Source organism: Bacillus sp. FSL M8-0350, from assembly GCF_038593345.1.
Lineage (GTDB): Bacteria > Bacillota > Bacilli > Bacillales > Bacillaceae > Bacillus > Bacillus safensis.
In genome coordinates, this window is sequence record NZ_CP151985.1 from 1,151,258 (window position 1) to 1,166,738 (window position 15,481).

A 15,481-nucleotide genomic window follows, 5' to 3' on the forward strand; every position below is an offset into this window, starting at 1 on the left:
CATGGCAGAAAAACTGTTAGAAATCAAAAATTTGAAGCAGCATTTCCATACAGCAAGAGGAACTGTGAAAGCAGTTGATGGGGTTTCATTTGATATTTACAAAGGTGAAACGCTTGGTCTTGTAGGTGAGTCTGGTTGTGGTAAATCCACTACGGGCCGTTCGATCATTAGACTTTATGATGCGACAGATGGTGAAGTTCTTTATAAGGGAGAAAATGTACACGGGAAGAAATCAAGACAAAAAATGCTTGAGTTCAACCGTCAAATGCAGATGATCTTCCAAGATCCATATGCTTCACTCAACCCTAGAATGACAGTGCTTGATATCATTGCAGAGGGCATCGACATTCATGGCCTTGCAAAAACAAAACAGGCGCGTAAAGAGCGTGTGTACCAATTACTTGAAACTGTTGGCTTGAACAAAGAGCACGCGAACAGATACCCGCATGAATTCTCAGGCGGTCAAAGGCAGCGTATCGGAATTGCCCGTGCATTAGCAGTAGAGCCGGATTTCATCATCGCCGATGAACCAATCTCTGCATTAGACGTGTCGATCCAAGCGCAGGTCGTCAATTTATTGAAAGAGCTTCAAGAGGAAAAAGGTTTAACGTACTTATTCATTGCCCATGACTTGTCCATGGTAAAATACATCAGCGATCGTATCGGTGTGATGTATTTTGGAAAATTGGTTGAGCTGGCACCAGCGAATGAATTATACGAAAACCCGCTTCATCCATATACAAAATCATTGCTGTCTGCGATTCCGCTTCCAGATCCTGATTATGAGCGTAACCGCAAACGAATCAAGTATGATCCATCTGTTCACAAAGGAACAAACACCGAGTTCCGTGAAGTGAAGCCAGGTCACTTTGTGAGCTGCACAGAGGAAGAATTCAAAGAGCTACAGGCGAAACAATCATAAGAAGGAAGAAGCACTGCTAAGTCAGTGCTTCTTTTATTTGGGTCTGGTTTCATATATTGGAAAGTGTCACTCATCAAAAAGAAATAAACTCAATCATAGGTGAAGTGATAATGAGGAGTTTAATTCAAAATAAGGAAAAATATGATACGCTTAAGTAATGAAAGTTCAAATTGTATACTATTTCGTTTGGGGGAGGACAATTGAAAAAAATAACATTATCAAATGGAGAAACAGTTGAAGTCGAGTGTCTTAGTTGTGCTTTAACGAATGGATTAGTTGAACCAGAAGGTGGTGTGGTTATTGAAACAGAGTACTTTCACGCCCTTCAAGATGTCGCTTATCCAATCAGAGGGCTAATAATTTTAGCTTCAAAAAGACACATCAAATGTTTAGATGATTTAACTAATTCGGAAAGATTAGACTACATAGACGTTTTAGCAAAGATAAGAAAAGCACAAAGAACCGCTTTAGGGATAGAACATGTCTATTATTTTTACAACGAAGATACAACCCATCATTTTCATACTTGGATGGTACCAAGATATGAATGGATGTATAACTTCGGGCGTTCAGTTGAATCAGTCCGACCAGTATTACTTCACGCTAGAAATGAAATGAACACTAAAGAAAATATTTTAGAAGTTAAGGAAGCCATCAACATTCTGACCAAAGAATTAAACAAATAAAAGGAGGGAAAAATAGGATGTTGAGATGGAAAACCTTTCGTTATTCATTGCTTCATGTTCTCATTGTATTCATGCTTTTTTCAACGTCTTTTTTCAGGAAACCAAACGGAGGAAAGTGGATGCTCGCGTTTATGGTACTCATTGGGATTGTGTCTTTTTCAATGGAATATATGCTTAACCGAAAGACAAGCGGTCAGAAGCAAGAAGCATGGCGCGTAAAATATCTTTATTTCATTATGCTTCAAATTGCGATGACAATTATCCTGTTTGTCTGTATTCAACTCGTCATGAATCGTTCGTTATAAAACTTTTTTTGCGTTAATTGAAAAAAAGTGAAACTACTTAAGACTTTGCTGCGTCTTACTAGTACAGGCGTTTAAATAGCAGGAAATCGGGAATATCTAAGGAAGTGGTTCTTAACTAAAGCATAAGGAGCAGATCCATGAATTGGTATGAAAAGCTCAGTGAATACTTCCCGATAGAAGAAATGAAGTCAAAAGAGCATATGGAAGCTTTATTAAAGGAAAGAAGTGATATTTATCATAAGGAAGAAGGACCTCATCATGTGATGATGTACGCCGAATTTGATTCTTTCATCTTTATTGATTATTTATTTGTTTCCAAAGATGCAAGAGGTGAAGGCCTCGGGTCAAAGCTTATTCATAAGCTGAAGGAAAAAAAGAAACCGATCTTGCTTGAGGTTGAGCCTGTAGATGAAGATGATGCAGATACTGCAAAACGCCTAAAGTTTTACCAAAGAGAGCACTTCAAGCATGCAGAATCAATCGGTTATAAACGCAAGTCACTTGCAACAAATGAAGTGAACCGCATGGAAATTCTTTATTGGTCGCCTCTTACAAATCATGAGGAAGAGATCATGGAAGCCATGAGGAAGACCTATGAACGAATCCATACGTATAAAGATGAAGAATGGTATGGACAATCGTATGAGGATGTTGATGATGTATTGAAGATCATTGAAAATAGAAAGCAAAAAAATATTTTCGATCAACTCGACTAAATGAGAATGTTCTGACATCCAGCAGCACCACAAAATGAATGAAATTGTCTAGTTTTTGTCACAAAAATTGCAAGAAAATCTGTTCACACTTACTTTTTTATAGTATAATCACTATAAAGATTACTTATTTAGAACAATTTTAATTTAAGAATACAGATCAATATTCATTCTACAAATTGAGGAGTGAAGATTTATGGTAACATTATACACATCACCAAGCTGTACATCATGTAGAAAAGCAAGAGCGTGGTTAGAAGAGCACAATATCCCATATCAAGAGAGAAACATTTTTTCTGAGCCTCTTTCAATCGATGAAATCAAAGAAATTCTTCGAATGACAGAAGACGGTACAGACGAAATTATCTCAACACGTTCAAAAGTATTCCAAAAACTAAATGTCAATGTTGAGACAATGCCGCTTCAACAATTGTATAAACTAATCAATGAGCATCCAGGTCTTTTGCGTCGTCCAATTATCTTGGATGAAAAAAGATTACAAGTTGGGTACAATGAAGATGAAATTAGACGTTTCTTACCAAGAACGGTTCGTACATTCCAACTAAGAGAAGCTCAGCGACTTGCTAACTAATAAAAACATAAAAAGCTGCCGATCATTTGGCAGCTTTTTTTATTTATTTTCAGCCGTTTGTTCGTAAAAGAGGCTCGCTAATATGACCACTATGACGGTTAAAAACGGAAGCATCAATTCAAGCGTGGCATGCTGTGCCATAAATTCAGCCAATTTCACATCACGTACAATCATTTCACCCCCTGTAAAGGCCAAGAGAGCACTTCCTCCGTATAAAAGAAACGGAAATTTAGTTAAAGCTGCATGAATCAGCTTGCTTCCCCAAATAATAATCGGTACAGAAATCATGAGACCAAAAGCGGTCAGAAGCATGTTGCCTTTTGCTGCACCTGCAACTGCGATGACATTATCAAGTGACATAAAAAGGTCGGCAATCACAATGGTTTGAACCGCACGCCAAAGGGAGCCGCTGCTCTTTATCCGAATCGATTCCTTCTTTTGTTCAATTAACAGATTGTATCCTATATAAAGGAGAAAAAGACCGCCAATAAACTGCAAATAAGGGATAGTCAATAAATAAACGGCGGCACCAGTCATTGTAATTCTCATCAACACGGCTAAAAGAGTGCCGATCCAAATGGCTTTATTGCGTTTGTCATGTGATAAACTGCGACTCGCCATCGCAATGATGAGCGCATTATCTCCGCCTAAAATCAGGTCTATGCCAATAATCATCAGTAAGGATACGATCCACTCTGTTTCCATCTATTTCACCTCATGTCCCAAATAGAGCTCGTACAACCAATATATGAGGACAATTCAAATATATGTTTCTGCAAGTTTTCTCTGCAAAAAATGCGTTTTTATTTCTTTTATTCATGTTTTATCATAAAATAGACAGTACGAAGCAATACCTCAATTCTTTAAACGGTTAACATGTAGACGGAACGGGTAAAGTGTAGTAAAGTACTATTAATTGGGAGCTTGTATGTCCCTTCAACATCTTATATAGAAGGGAAGGTTGGCAAAATGGAAATCGAAAGAATAAATGAACATACAGTCAAATTTTATATTTCCTACGGTGATATTGAAGATCGCGGATTTGACCGTGAAGAGATCTGGTACAATCGTGAACGCAGTGAAGAGCTGTTTTGGGAAGTAATGGACGAAGTGCACGAAGAAGAAGAATTTGCAGTAGAGGGACCGCTTTGGATTCAAGTACAGGCACTTGACAAAGGTCTTGAAATTGTCGTGACAAAAGCCCAACTTTCTAAAGATGGACAAAAGCTCGAATTGCCGATTCCAGAAGATAAAAAAGATCAAACAGATGAAGAAAGCTTAGACGCACTGCTTGATGATTTTCATAAAGAAGAGCAAGATCAAGAAGACCATAATGAGAAGGACAAAAAACTTCAACTTCAATTCGTATTGAAAATGGATGACTTTGAAGATTTGATTGCACTTTCTCAATTAAATATGCAGGATTTTACCACAAGTTTATATTCGTTTGAAAACCGTTATTATCTATATGTTGACTTCCACGAGGATTTGTCAGATGAGCAAGTGGAGAATAAGCTCAGCATTTTGCTTGAATATGCTCATGAATCAGTGGTCAGCATCTACAGACTGAAAGAATACGGTCAGCTGATTATCGAAGGGAATGCCCTTGAAACGATTCAACAGCACTTCTCGTAACTAACAAAAAGTCGATTTCTATAGAGGAATCGGCTTTTTTATCTGAATGAATAGGTAAATAAAGAGATCGGCAAGGAGAAAAATGAAATGAGAAATGTAGTCAAAGTTCTATTTTTTCTAATCATTACGGTAGGTGCTTATTTAATCATCCAATTGATTGTCGGTGATTTAGCGGTAAGTGTATTAAGTTCTGTGAGTGTTCTATTTACTTTATCGATTATTTTCATCGGATTTGTTATTTTCTTGGAGAACCGGAATCCATCTCAAACGATTACATGGCTTGTCCTGCTTGGCAGCTTTCCGTTATTCGGCTTTTTGTTCTACATTTTCTTTGGACGCAATATCAAAAAGCGCCGGCTGTTTGAAAAGAAGGCGGTATTGGACGAGAAGTTAATTCAGGAAGATGAACGTATCCATAGAGAAGCGATTGAAAAAATGACGCATATGGGTGATCATCAGCAGCTCTTATTTAAGCTGGCCCACAGACTCGGACATACTCCTATTACATATCGCACGTCCTCTAAAGTTTTAACCAATGGTGAAGAAACATTCTCTCATATTTTTGAAGAGATTAAAAAAGCAACTCATCACATTCATTTAGAATATTACATTCTCCGCCACGACGACCTTGGCCAAGAATTAAAGGACATTCTTATTGAAAAAGCGAAAAATGGCGTGATTGTCCGCTTTTTATATGACGATGTAGGAAGCTTAAAGCTCTCCCGTCAATATATTGCTGACCTAGAAAAGGCTGGCGTTCAGATCGTTCCGTTTTTACCAGTAAGGCTCCCCCTTTTAAATAATAAAATCAACTTCCGAAATCATAGAAAAATTGTCGTAATTGATGGGGAAGTGGGATTTGTCGGCGGGCTTAACATTGGAGACGAATACATGGGCAGAAGCAGACAATATGGATTCTGGCGTGATACTCATTTGATGATTAAGGGCGAAGCTGTTCGTGACCTCCAGCAGATTTTCATGCAGGATTGGTACTATATGACGAATGAAAGATGCTCTGGTGTGGACTATTTCAAAGATTTCAGCCACCTTGAGAGTACAACAGAAGGCGTACAAATGATTGCTGGCGGGCCTGACAAGCAGTGGGAGGTCATTAAAAATCTCTTTTTCTCCATGATCATCTCCGCCAAAAAGTCCATCTGGATCGCTTCACCGTATTTTGTGCCGGATGATGATATTTTGTCTGCATTGAAAATTGCCGCATTGAGCGGAGTAGATGTACGAATTATTGCTCCAAAGAATCCAGATAAACGGATTGTTTTCCATGCATCTCGTTCATACTTCCCAGAGCTTCTTGACGCAGGAGCAAAGGTATACGAGTATGATCAAGGCTTTATGCATAGTAAATTTATTATTGTGGATAGCGAGCTGGCTTCGATAGGAACGGCAAACATGGATATGAGAAGCTTTCATTTGAACTTTGAAGTGAATGCCTTCCTCTATAAAACAAAAAGCACCGAGAAGCTCGTCAATGATTTCTTAGGTGATTTAGAGCAGTCACATGAAATTGTTCCAGAAGAGTTTGCAAAGAGACCCTTGGGGGTCAGACTGTTTGAATCAACATCAAGATTATTATCACCACTTTTATAAAGATTGTATTTTCCCCCTTTTCTATAAGGGGGATTTTTGATTTTACTAAGGAAATGATCAGTAAAATCATCTTTTGACACGATAAAAATTCATTTTGTCTATTCGCTTCCTTAAAGACGAACAAGCTATAATACGCTCATCAAAGAGCGAGGGGCGAACTGAATGAATGCAGCAATTATGGATAACGGTAAGCTTATCCGAATGACACATCATCTATCGAAAAGCCGTCTGGAGCATGTAAGAACGACGTGCAAATTTTATTGTCCTGAGTGCAGGGAGGAGGTGCAATTAAAGCTAGGGGAGCATCGTGTCTATCATTTTGCGCATAAACAGCTGACAGCATGTCCGTTAGCTTCAGGCGAAACGGCTTATCATCAGGCGGGAAAGGAAGCCATTATGAATTGGCTGAAGGGGCTTGGACATAAACCGGCGCTGGAAAAGTTTATGTCAAATATTCATCAGCGTCCTGATGTGACCGTCTCTATAGGAAATGAAAACTATGCAATTGAATTTCAATGTGCAAATATTTCCCGGCAAGAGCTTCGCAGAAGAACAGCAGGTCTCCGCGAGGCAGGGCTCTTTCCCATATGGATGATAGGGGCAAATCGTTTAAACCGAAAATCTGCCCAGCTTTTTTCTTTCTCCTCCATTCATTGGGGAATTTTAAGGGAATCAGAGGAAAGGCGCTTGATTTTTTTCTGCCCGATCCAGAAAAGGTTCATCCATCTTGATCAATTCCTCGTGTTTCAACCAACGAAAATATGTGCGGCCATGACTGTCAGACCACTTTCAGCATACCGTGATATTCCGGCACTTCTATCTCTGCCTTCCAGCAAGCGTCAAGTAAATCAACAATGGATTAAATGTATACAGCAATTTAGGCAGCGTCCTCCTCGCAGTTTATCAAATGAAAGCAAACGTTTGAGAAATATTTTTTATGAGCATCATCAAACAGCATTCCCTTTTTTGCCAACTGAATTATTTATTCCGGTGCAAGAAGCGTATATCTTTACAAGTCCCGTGTATGTTTGGCAAGGGTGTCTCTATGATTGGATGATGCGGAAAAAAGGAAGCGGAAGAGTGACGATTCAACAGCTGATGATGGAAATCAATCGCTGTGTGCAAATGAAAGAAGTGAAACTCCGATATGGCGATGTTTCAAGAGAAGAAATAAAAGAGGTGGTCACTGCATATGTAAATGCGCTTGTAAGACAAGGGTTTTTACATATGACGAAAGAGGGTAATTATGAAGTATCGTCGAATCAAATGCCTATACGAACACTAGATGAAGTGTTAAAACGAGATGCTTTCTTATTTCATTAGCATGTTTCATGACCACTTTGATCATGATAAGAAAAAGGTGGTGTTGCTATTGAATCAAAAGAAACGCTTTTTCCTCATTTTTTTAGTCTGTTTGGTATTTATTTCTGCATATGATTTGACAAATATAGTTCAAAACAAAGAAGATAAATACAACACCAATTTCTTTCACTTTCCGAAAGGTTGGTTTAACACAACTCATGCAAGGGGGATTCATATGACTTCACAAAACAAAAACAATCATTTACCAGACAGAAGCGAAGTAAAAGAAGAAAACAAATGGCGTCTTGAAGATATTTTTGAAAGCGTCGATGCATGGAACAAGGAATTCGAAGCGGTCAAAAAAGAAATTCCGAAGCTGGCCCAGTTTAAAGGAAAGCTGGCCCATTCTGCTGATGTTCTGTATGAAGCCCTCACCTTTCAGGATCAACTTTCTGAAAAGCTTGGCAAGCTTTATACATATGCGCACATGAAATATGATGAAGATACAACGAACTCATCATTTCAGGCGTTAAATGATAAGGCATCGAATCTATTTACACAGCTGTCTAGTACATCTGCTTATATTGTTCCAGAGATTTTATCGATCCAAGAAGATAAATTGCAGCAATTCATACTAGAAAAAGAAGAATTAAAACTGTATTCACATGCTCTCGAAGAAATTAATAAAGAGCGTCCACATATTTTAAGTGAAGAGCAAGAAGCTTTATTAGCTGAGGCATCTGAACCACTTTCATCTTCATCTACTACCTTTAGTATGTTTAACAACGCCGATATTTCGTTCCCTTCTGTAAAGGATGAGAATGGGGAGGAAAAGAAGATTACCCACGGCAACTTCATCACATTTTTAAATAGTGATGATCGTGAAGTGAGAAGAAATGCCTTTAAAGCTGTGTATAAAACGTATGATCAGTATAAGAATACACTTGCTTCTACACTGAGCGGTTCGATTAAAAAGGATAATTTTTATGCAAAAGTGCGAAATTACAAATCCGCAAGAGAAGCAGCATTATCACGAAACAGCATCCCGGAAGAAGTGTATGACAATCTAATTGATACAGTTCATCAATATTTACCGTTATTACACCGCTATATTGAATTGCGTAAAAAGGTATTAAAGCTTGATGAAGTGCACAATTACGACTTGTATACACCACTTGTGAAAGATGCTGGCATGAAGCTCACCTATGATGAAGCAAAGGATTATATGCTGAAAGGGTTAGCGCCATTAGGAGAAGAATATGTGTCCGTGTTAAAAGAAGGACTCGACAATCGCTGGGTAGACGTTTATGAGAATAAAGGGAAACGAAGCGGTGCTTATTCATCTGGGAGCTATGGTACAAATCCATATATCCTCATGAACTGGCAAAATAATATTGATAATTTGTTTACTCTGGCTCATGAATTTGGGCATTCTGTACACAGCTACTATACAAGAAAGCACCAGCCATATCCGTATGGAAACTATAGTATCTTTGTAGCTGAAGTGGCTTCCACTACAAATGAAGCGTTACTAGGCGAATACCTGCTCAATCATTTAGACGATAAAAAGCAGCGTTTGTATGTGTTAAACCACTTGTTAGAAGGATTTAGAGGAACGGTATTCAGACAAACGATGTTTGCTGAGTTTGAGCATCTTATTCATGTGAAAGCACAAGAAGGAGAGGCTTTAACGCCAGAATTTATGACAAACCTTTATTACGACCTGAACAAGAAGTACTTTGGTGACGGCATGGTGGTTGATAAGGAAATTGGATTAGAGTGGACGAGAATCCCTCATTTTTATTACAACTATTATGTGTATCAATACGCGACAGGCTATAGTGCGGCGCAGGCATTAAGCAAGCAAATCTTACAAGAAGGAAAACCAGCGGTAGAGCGCTATACCGATTTCCTTAAAGCAGGAAGCTCTGATTATCCAATCAATGTGCTGAAAAAAGCAGGGGTTGATATGGCTTCTAAAGAACCAATCGAAGCAGCATGTCAATTGTTCGAAGAAAAACTAAAAGAAATGGAAGAGCTCATCTCCAAAACAGGTGAGTAATGAAAAGACTTCTGTCAGACGTGTGAGTGCTATCTCATCTTTTGACAGGAGTTTTTTTCTCATAAAAAAAGACCTCTTCAGATGTCGAGGCCGTTCCATGTCAATCATCAACCTTTAAAACCTCTAAAGGTCTTACGGTGATTCATTCGATAAAGCGTAAAAAGAATTGAAGCAAATAAGAGTGGAGACGTCAAATAAAGAGGAAGCATCTTCATTAAGCCTAATATATTTAAAAAGAAACATAAGCCAATGGCAACAAGTCCAATAGTTGTGCTGCGCATGCAGATCCCCCCATTTTTTTGTTACTTTTACTATATGAAAGTGACAACCCTCTTATGTTTTGTGACAAAAATATGAACATATAGTATATCTGTTGTCATAAGTCGACAAAATTTGATATACTACAGATGTGAAATTAATCACATACAAACATTACCCCTTTGTTTGACCGTGAAAAATTTCTCCCATCCCCTTTGTTGTCGTTAAGACATAGTGAAACCGCGCTTATCCCGGCGCGGTTTCTTCGTGTTTATAAATGGAACGAATGTTCCTTTTTGGAGTAAAGAAAAACATGGGTCAGCACCCATGTTCATTTTCACAGCGATAGACATCAAGATCTGTATGGTGGTCATTCTCTTTATAGCGCCAAAACATTTCTTGCTGCACTTGTACACGTTCTACCTTTTGAGCGAAAGCCAGCTTCTTCATTTCTCGTTCAACTTCTTCAAGCGTCAGGTCATAGACAACGGCTATCTCTTTTGCGGAAGCAAATTGAAAGTAAGCAATAAACCATTCAATTGGAGGACGTTCTGATGGTGTTGGTTTTTCACCAATCATTTCAAAAAGAATTTCCTCGTATATATCATAAGAGTAGGCACCTGAAATTTTTAATCCTTCATCTCCATTTACGGTATTAAAAAAGGCGAAGGTCGGAAGCTCAGATACGTCCATTTCAGCTGCAATTTTCATATCACATTGCAGTGCTTTCACAGCACTTTGAGAATGAATGTCGCGCTGGAATTCCTCGATGTCCAGACCAGCACTTTTTGCATTTTCTATCAGTACCTGCTCACTTGTGACATCTTGCTGATGGCAAAAAAGTGATTCTTGAATAAGACGCAAAAATTTCATTCCGCATTTTCTGCCTTGAAGCTCCGCTGCTTTTAGTGCGAGTGAGGCGAGGTAGGGTGATGTCACAATTTGTTCAGACAGCATTTGTTCTTTTTTGGTCTGCGTTTTAGTGGCAAATTTCCCCCATGCTTCAGTCAGTAAATGTTTCTTTCTTTTCCGATTCAAAGCATTAATACTAGAACTTGTTACCGTTCGTAAAGTGAAAAAACGGCCATATTTCATTTTTAACTTTTTAATGGATGGCTCTAATAACCAGCAGTCTGGGCTTAGAGGATCAATGAATACATAGATTTCAATCGGCTTTTGAGGATGTCCGTGACAGTGTGAGAAATATTGATCGTGCGTATTGCAGCTCAAGATCGTCCATCCTTTTCAGGTGTTTGGTTGACCATATGACGAGCCGTCAGAGAAAGCCGTTCAAATAAAAAGTCACGAATATCGCCGGTTAATCCTACTTGATCCATTGCATCCTCCATGCATTCAAGCCATGCGTCAGCCCGCTCCTCAGTAATCGGAAAAGGGAGATGTCTCGCCCGCAGCATTGGGTGGCCATGCTCTTCTGTATAAAGCGGTGGTCCGCCTAAATATTGCGTTAAAAACTGTTTTTGTTTTCTTGCTGTTTCTTTTAAGTCATCCGGGAAAATAGGATGAAGCAAAGGATGACACTTTACATTTTCATAAAAAGTATCAACAAGTTGCGATAGAAGTTCCTCTCCAACCGCTTCGTAAGGTGCGTTAAACGATTGTACCATGTTGACTACTCCTTTTACTCGTAGTTAATAGGATGACTCACCCTATTGCGCATTTCATTTATTTCAAAAGTGATATTCAGTTTGTTCTATTTTATTGTTTCTATTCTTGTACTTATTTTAACAACCTCATCTCAATTCCACAAACAAACCGCTTTGGTCTGCTCGAAATAAAGAGAGAATCGGATTCTGTGATCAATTGACCATATCATAACACATTCAGTCAAAAAAGGGGGAAAAGCGACATACAAAAAACCGAAGAGGTTATTCTCTTCGGTTTAAGCGAAATATTGAGCTGTGATTTTCTTGACATAATTTTGTGTTTCTTTAAATGGAGGAATGCCCCCGTATTTATCTACATTTCCTGAGCCTGCATTATAGGCAGCTAAGGCGAGTGAGATATTTCCGTTATATTTATTGAGCATTTGTTTTAAATACTTCGTTCCGCCTTCAATGTTTTGGGACGCATCAAAGGCATTGTTGACGCCAAGTGATTTAGCAGTAGATGGCATGAGCTGCATGAGTCCAAGCGCACCTGCATGGCTGACAGCATTTGTGCGGTAGCCGGATTCCTGCTTGATGACCGCGTGAATCAGCTTTTCGGGAACGCCATGCTTTTGAGCCATTTGTGACACGATTTGATTAATCTCTTTTGATGATGAGCTGCTTGAGACAGCCTTTTGAAGCGGCGGCGTGTAGCTGTTGTTTAAGACATTTCCAATGCCATTCGCTGTATTTAATTGATTGTCATTTGCATATAAAGATTGGGCCTCAAGCTGATCACTGCCGGAAGTGGCAGATAAATATGGGTTTGTACGCGCATATTGCGTGTTTGGAGCCGTTGATGGATCCGTGCCCAAAAAAGCTGAGATGGAAAGCGGGAGACGTGATAATTCTGATCCGCCTAAAAAATCTTGCAGCAGCGACTGAAATGAAGCTTGGGCATTCGATTCTTGACCCCCAGGCATTTGCGTTTGTGCTGGATCTGTCTGTAACGTTTTAAGCGCTTGAAGCTGCATAAAGGATTGAAGTTGATTGACGTTCATCATGTTCCTCCTTCAAGGAATTCATCTATTCTGTGTTTTCATTTTTTCTTCATAAAAACGAACGACTTTGTTTTTTGTGTTTCGTACTGGAATATGAAATTTGCGGAGCAATGCGGAGAAAGCGGCTTGTCCGATTTCCAGGTCGCTCACTTCAAATTCAAGTTCATAGTCCTCTACTGTTAAATATCGGCTGTGATCCAAAACAATTAAGCCTTCTTGGATCATTTTTTCTGCTCTTGACGTTTCAAGTGAACCAAAGTACACAATTTGATCCTTTTGAATGTTCAGGTGGTCTAATCTGTCTGCAACTTCACCTTCTGGCAGCTTAAAATCGTCAAGTTGAGAAGGGGGAGCAATCGTTTGGTGGGTTTCGAGCAAGCCTATTTCGTGTGGTTCCTTTAATGTGAGCACCCATTGACCGTCTTTTTCTCTCATTCTTAATGCAGCCAATTGAGATTTTATATCAAATTGAGGTGTATCAAAATAATAGTTGGTTTGCGTATGGAAATCCGCATCCTTCAATTGAAAATGCTGTTTCAGCTGTTCAAATTCTTCTTTCATTAATAATTGCTTTAGTTCGATTTCAATTTCCTGTGCCATTTGACATCAACCTTTCATTAGAGGAAATATGATTATTGTACATGAAGTGTGTTCAACATGTAAAAGACTGTTTTTTTCTCTCTATTTTCTTTAGGAATGGACCAAAATGAATGAAGAATCTTGGGAAAGGATCATTTAAAAGAGAAAAACAGGATTTTCTCAAAAAGTTCGGTTTATCAATATTGAACTTGATATGATAAAATAAAGCTGTACTTTGTTGTAAAGGAGATCATGATGCAAAACAGAATTGAAATCACAGAAGCAACTTTAAAAGAAGACAGGCTGATTTTGACAATCCAGTCAGAAGAGCAAATCCAAAAAGCAAAAGCATCAGGACAAATGCTTGTTGATTCTGATCACTTTGCGTTCGTTTACATACTTGAAACCGAGGAGTCCTTTTCGTATCTTATTTTAGGGGAACATACATGGGCTCCATTAAAAGAAGCAATGAATCGTGACATCCCTGTCTATTTGGCATCAGATGAACATTCACTAGAACTCATTCAGCTTCAACAGGAATTACATTATTTAATCGACAATATTAAAGACAATGCCAATTACGGAGATATGGAAGAGAAAGTGAAAAGCACATTCCTCTGAAATAATTAGGTATATGGAATTGGGGGAAGTTTCATGGACAAAAAACAATGGGATCAATTCCTCGCACCGTATAAACAAGCAGTCGAAGAACTAAAAGTGAAACTAAAAGGCATTCGAAAGCTGTATGAATTCGAGGATGACCATTCACCAGTAGAATTTGTCACAGGCCGAGTGAAACCCGTTGCCAGCATATTAGAAAAGGCAAAGCGTAAAAACATCCCGATGCATGAGATTGAAACGATGCAGGATATTGCTGGGCTTCGCATTATGTGCCAGTTTGTAGAAGATATACAAGTCGTGAAAAAAATGCTCCAGTCACGTAAAGATTTTGTGGTTGTAGATAAACGCGACTATATTGCAGAACATAAAGAAAGCGGATACCGCTCTTACCACCTTGTTGTGTTATATCCGCTGCAAACCGTAAGCGGAGAGAAACAGCTCCTCGTCGAAATCCAAATTCGTACGCTTGCGATGAACTTTTGGGCGACCATTGAGCATTCTCTGAATTATAAATATAGCGGGAACATCCCGGAGAAGGTCAAGCTGCGCCTTCAAAGAGCATCTGAGGCAGCATCTCGTCTCGATGAAGAAATGTCCGAAATTAGAGGGGAAATTCAAGAAGCACAAGTGGCATTTTCCCGGAAAAAGAAAAACGACAGCTGAGCCAGTTTGATCAAATATGATGCTGCCCTCTCATAGCAGCAAGGTGAAAAAGGAGAAGAATTCATGAAATTTGCAGTTTCTTCAAAAGGGAATTCTGTATCTGACACGCTCAAAAGTAAAATTCAGACTTACTTATTGGATTTTGGTATGGAACTAAATGAAGAGGAACCGGATCTTGTCATTACGGTTGGTGGAGACGGCACCCTTCTTTATGCGTTTCACCGTTATAGCGACCGTCTAAATGAAACAGCTTTTGTCGGTGTTCATACAGGTCATCTTGGCTTTTATGCTGACTGGGTGCCGAGTGAAATTGAAAAACTCGTCTTAGCCATTGCGAAAACGCCTTATCATATTGTGGAATATCCGATCTTAGAAGTCATTGTCAGATACAACGACGGCGGCAGAGAAGAGAAATATTTAGCAATGAATGAATGTACAATTAAAAGCATGGAAGGGACACTTGTGGCAGATGTTGAAATCAGAGGCCAGCTGTTTGAAACATTTAGAGGTGACGGTCTTTGTCTGTCTACACCATCTGGCAGTACGGCCTATAATAAGGCACTGGGTGGCGCCATTATTCACCCTTCCATTAGAGCCATTCAGCTGGCAGAAATGGCTTCAATCAACAACCGAGTGTTTCGGACGGTCGGTTCACCGCTTATTTTGCCTGACCACCATACTTGTGTGATTAAGCCGAGGAATGATGTCGATTTTCAGGTGACCATTGATCATTTAACACTGCTTCATAAAGACGTCAAATCCATTCAATGCCGGGTGGCAGACGAGAATGTCCGTTTTGCCAGATTTAGACCGTTTCCGTTTTGGAAAAGGGTGCAAGATTCCTTTATCGGAAAAGGAGAATAAGAA

18 protein-coding genes are annotated in these 15,481 nt (G+C 39.1%); 12 read left to right on the top strand and 6 right to left on the bottom strand.

Translation table 11 applies throughout. The annotated features are described in order from the left end of the window. Position 1: 1 nt before the first annotated feature. The 5 genes from NSS80_RS05780 to spxA all read left to right on the top strand — a co-directional run bounded on the left by NSS80_RS05780 (position 2) and on the right by spxA (position 3,218). Positions 2–922 carry an ATP-binding cassette domain-containing protein gene (locus tag NSS80_RS05780; RefSeq protein ID WP_024425041.1) on the top strand — a complete coding sequence of 307 codons (921 nt, stop codon included), beginning with the start codon at positions 2–4 and terminating at the stop codon, positions 920–922. Between the two features lie 200 nt (positions 923–1,122). Next, the gene (locus tag NSS80_RS05785; protein ID WP_317222107.1) at positions 1,123–1,608 is read left to right on the top strand and encodes a diadenosine tetraphosphate hydrolase; all 486 of its coding nucleotides are present in this window, start codon (positions 1,123–1,125) and stop codon (positions 1,606–1,608) included. A gap of 17 nt (positions 1,609–1,625) precedes the next feature. Beyond that, positions 1,626–1,913: a hypothetical protein gene (locus NSS80_RS05790; RefSeq protein WP_111927229.1), complete on the top strand. Its 288-nt coding sequence runs from the start codon at positions 1,626–1,628 to the stop codon at positions 1,911–1,913. Positions 1,914–2,050: 137 nt separating this feature from the next. Then, positions 2,051–2,629 (top strand): GNAT family N-acetyltransferase, encoded by a 579-nt coding sequence (locus NSS80_RS05795; protein WP_342498441.1) that lies wholly within the window; start codon positions 2,051–2,053, stop codon positions 2,627–2,629. 193 nt (positions 2,630–2,822) lie between these two features. Then, entirely contained in the window at positions 2,823–3,218 is a 396-nt protein-coding gene (spxA, locus tag NSS80_RS05800) for a transcriptional regulator SpxA (RefSeq protein ID WP_003211421.1), read from the top strand. A gap of 39 nt (positions 3,219–3,257) precedes the next feature. Here spxA and NSS80_RS05805 read toward each other — a convergent pair whose 3' ends face one another. Continuing rightward, positions 3,258–3,923, bottom strand: a complete 666-nt coding sequence (locus NSS80_RS05805) for a TerC family protein (RefSeq protein ID WP_034282060.1) — start codon at positions 3,921–3,923, stop codon at positions 3,258–3,260. Between the two features lie 264 nt (positions 3,924–4,187). Here NSS80_RS05805 and mecA point away from each other — a divergent pair, with 264 nt between their 5' ends. From mecA to pepF, 4 genes are all read left to right on the top strand, one after another. Next, entirely contained in the window at positions 4,188–4,853 is a 666-nt protein-coding gene (gene mecA / locus NSS80_RS05810; RefSeq protein WP_024425038.1) for an adaptor protein MecA, read from the top strand. 87 nt (positions 4,854–4,940) lie between these two features. Continuing rightward, on the top strand, positions 4,941–6,461 hold the full coding sequence (gene cls / locus NSS80_RS05815; protein ID WP_342498442.1) for a cardiolipin synthase: 1,521 nt from the start codon (positions 4,941–4,943) through the stop codon (positions 6,459–6,461). Between the two features lie 162 nt (positions 6,462–6,623). Beyond that, positions 6,624–7,784, top strand: coding sequence for a competence protein CoiA family protein (locus tag NSS80_RS05820; protein ID WP_342498443.1), 1,161 nt, complete (start codon positions 6,624–6,626; stop codon positions 7,782–7,784). Positions 7,785–7,998: 214 nt separating this feature from the next. Then, on the top strand, positions 7,999–9,825 hold the full coding sequence (gene pepF, locus NSS80_RS05825) for an oligoendopeptidase F (RefSeq protein ID WP_309300292.1): 1,827 nt from the start codon (positions 7,999–8,001) through the stop codon (positions 9,823–9,825). Between the two features lie 107 nt (positions 9,826–9,932). On the opposite strand, the gene NSS80_RS05830 is transcribed toward pepF, so the two are convergent. The 5 genes from NSS80_RS05830 to NSS80_RS05850 all read right to left on the bottom strand — a co-directional run bounded on the left by NSS80_RS05830 (position 9,933) and on the right by NSS80_RS05850 (position 13,351). Further along, entirely contained in the window at positions 9,933–10,106 is a 174-nt protein-coding gene (locus tag NSS80_RS05830; RefSeq protein ID WP_024425034.1) for a hypothetical protein, read from the bottom strand. Between the two features lie 295 nt (positions 10,107–10,401). Beyond that, a complete protein-coding gene (locus tag NSS80_RS05835; RefSeq protein WP_024425033.1) occupies positions 10,402–11,313 on the bottom strand; it encodes a ClpXP adapter SpxH family protein in 912 nt (303 codons plus the stop codon). Further along, positions 11,310–11,708: a thiol management oxidoreductase gene (locus NSS80_RS05840; RefSeq protein WP_008355333.1), complete on the bottom strand. Its 399-nt coding sequence runs from the start codon at positions 11,706–11,708 to the stop codon at positions 11,310–11,312. The genes NSS80_RS05835 and NSS80_RS05840 overlap by 4 nt, the downstream gene beginning before the upstream one ends. A 275-nt stretch (positions 11,709–11,983) precedes the next feature. After that, positions 11,984–12,751, bottom strand: a complete 768-nt coding sequence (locus tag NSS80_RS05845) for a lytic transglycosylase domain-containing protein (RefSeq protein WP_041117136.1) — start codon at positions 12,749–12,751, stop codon at positions 11,984–11,986. A gap of 21 nt (positions 12,752–12,772) precedes the next feature. Then, complete coding sequence (locus NSS80_RS05850; protein ID WP_041117138.1) at positions 12,773–13,351, bottom strand: CYTH domain-containing protein; 579 nt, start codon at positions 13,349–13,351, stop codon at positions 12,773–12,775. A 234-nt stretch (positions 13,352–13,585) separates the two neighbouring features. Between NSS80_RS05850 and NSS80_RS05855 the strand changes: the two genes are divergently transcribed. The 3 genes from NSS80_RS05855 to NSS80_RS05865 all read left to right on the top strand — a co-directional run bounded on the left by NSS80_RS05855 (position 13,586) and on the right by NSS80_RS05865 (position 15,478). After that, positions 13,586–13,951 carry a hypothetical protein gene (locus NSS80_RS05855; RefSeq protein WP_034282045.1) on the top strand — a complete coding sequence of 122 codons (366 nt, stop codon included), beginning with the start codon at positions 13,586–13,588 and terminating at the stop codon, positions 13,949–13,951. A gap of 33 nt (positions 13,952–13,984) precedes the next feature. Continuing rightward, positions 13,985–14,614, top strand: a complete 630-nt coding sequence (locus NSS80_RS05860; RefSeq protein WP_024425028.1) for a GTP pyrophosphokinase family protein — start codon at positions 13,985–13,987, stop codon at positions 14,612–14,614. A 63-nt stretch (positions 14,615–14,677) separates the two neighbouring features. Next, positions 14,678–15,478 carry an NAD kinase gene (locus NSS80_RS05865; RefSeq protein WP_003211364.1) on the top strand — a complete coding sequence of 267 codons (801 nt, stop codon included), beginning with the start codon at positions 14,678–14,680 and terminating at the stop codon, positions 15,476–15,478. Positions 15,479–15,481: the final 3 nt, after the last annotated feature.

Bases quoted from the DNA above. Each gene is read 5' to 3' on its own strand.
- NSS80_RS05780 (WP_024425041.1), top strand. From the start codon at position 2: ATGGCAGAAAAACTGTTAGAAATCAAAAATTTGAAGCAGCATTTCCAT.
- NSS80_RS05790 (WP_111927229.1), top strand. From the start codon at position 1,626: ATGTTGAGATGGAAAACCTTTCGTTATTCATTGCTTCATGTTCTCATT.
- NSS80_RS05795 (WP_342498441.1), top strand. From the start codon at position 2,051: ATGAATTGGTATGAAAAGCTCAGTGAATACTTCCCGATAGAAGAAATG.
- spxA (WP_003211421.1), top strand. From the start codon at position 2,823: ATGGTAACATTATACACATCACCAAGCTGTACATCATGTAGAAAAGCA.
- NSS80_RS05805 (WP_034282060.1), bottom strand. From the start codon at position 3,923: ATGGAAACAGAGTGGATCGTATCCTTACTGATGATTATTGGCATAGAC.
- mecA (WP_024425038.1), top strand. From the start codon at position 4,188: ATGGAAATCGAAAGAATAAATGAACATACAGTCAAATTTTATATTTCC.
- cls (WP_342498442.1), top strand. From the start codon at position 4,941: ATGAGAAATGTAGTCAAAGTTCTATTTTTTCTAATCATTACGGTAGGT.
- NSS80_RS05820 (WP_342498443.1), top strand. From the start codon at position 6,624: ATGAATGCAGCAATTATGGATAACGGTAAGCTTATCCGAATGACACAT.
- pepF (WP_309300292.1), top strand. From the start codon at position 7,999: ATGACTTCACAAAACAAAAACAATCATTTACCAGACAGAAGCGAAGTA.
- NSS80_RS05830 (WP_024425034.1), bottom strand. From the start codon at position 10,106: ATGCGCAGCACAACTATTGGACTTGTTGCCATTGGCTTATGTTTCTTT.
- NSS80_RS05840 (WP_008355333.1), bottom strand. From the start codon at position 11,708: ATGGTACAATCGTTTAACGCACCTTACGAAGCGGTTGGAGAGGAACTT.
- NSS80_RS05845 (WP_041117136.1), bottom strand. From the start codon at position 12,751: ATGAACGTCAATCAACTTCAATCCTTTATGCAGCTTCAAGCGCTTAAA.
- NSS80_RS05850 (WP_041117138.1), bottom strand. From the start codon at position 13,351: ATGGCACAGGAAATTGAAATCGAACTAAAGCAATTATTAATGAAAGAA.
- NSS80_RS05855 (WP_034282045.1), top strand. From the start codon at position 13,586: ATGCAAAACAGAATTGAAATCACAGAAGCAACTTTAAAAGAAGACAGG.
- NSS80_RS05860 (WP_024425028.1), top strand. From the start codon at position 13,985: ATGGACAAAAAACAATGGGATCAATTCCTCGCACCGTATAAACAAGCA.
- NSS80_RS05865 (WP_003211364.1), top strand. From the start codon at position 14,678: ATGAAATTTGCAGTTTCTTCAAAAGGGAATTCTGTATCTGACACGCTC.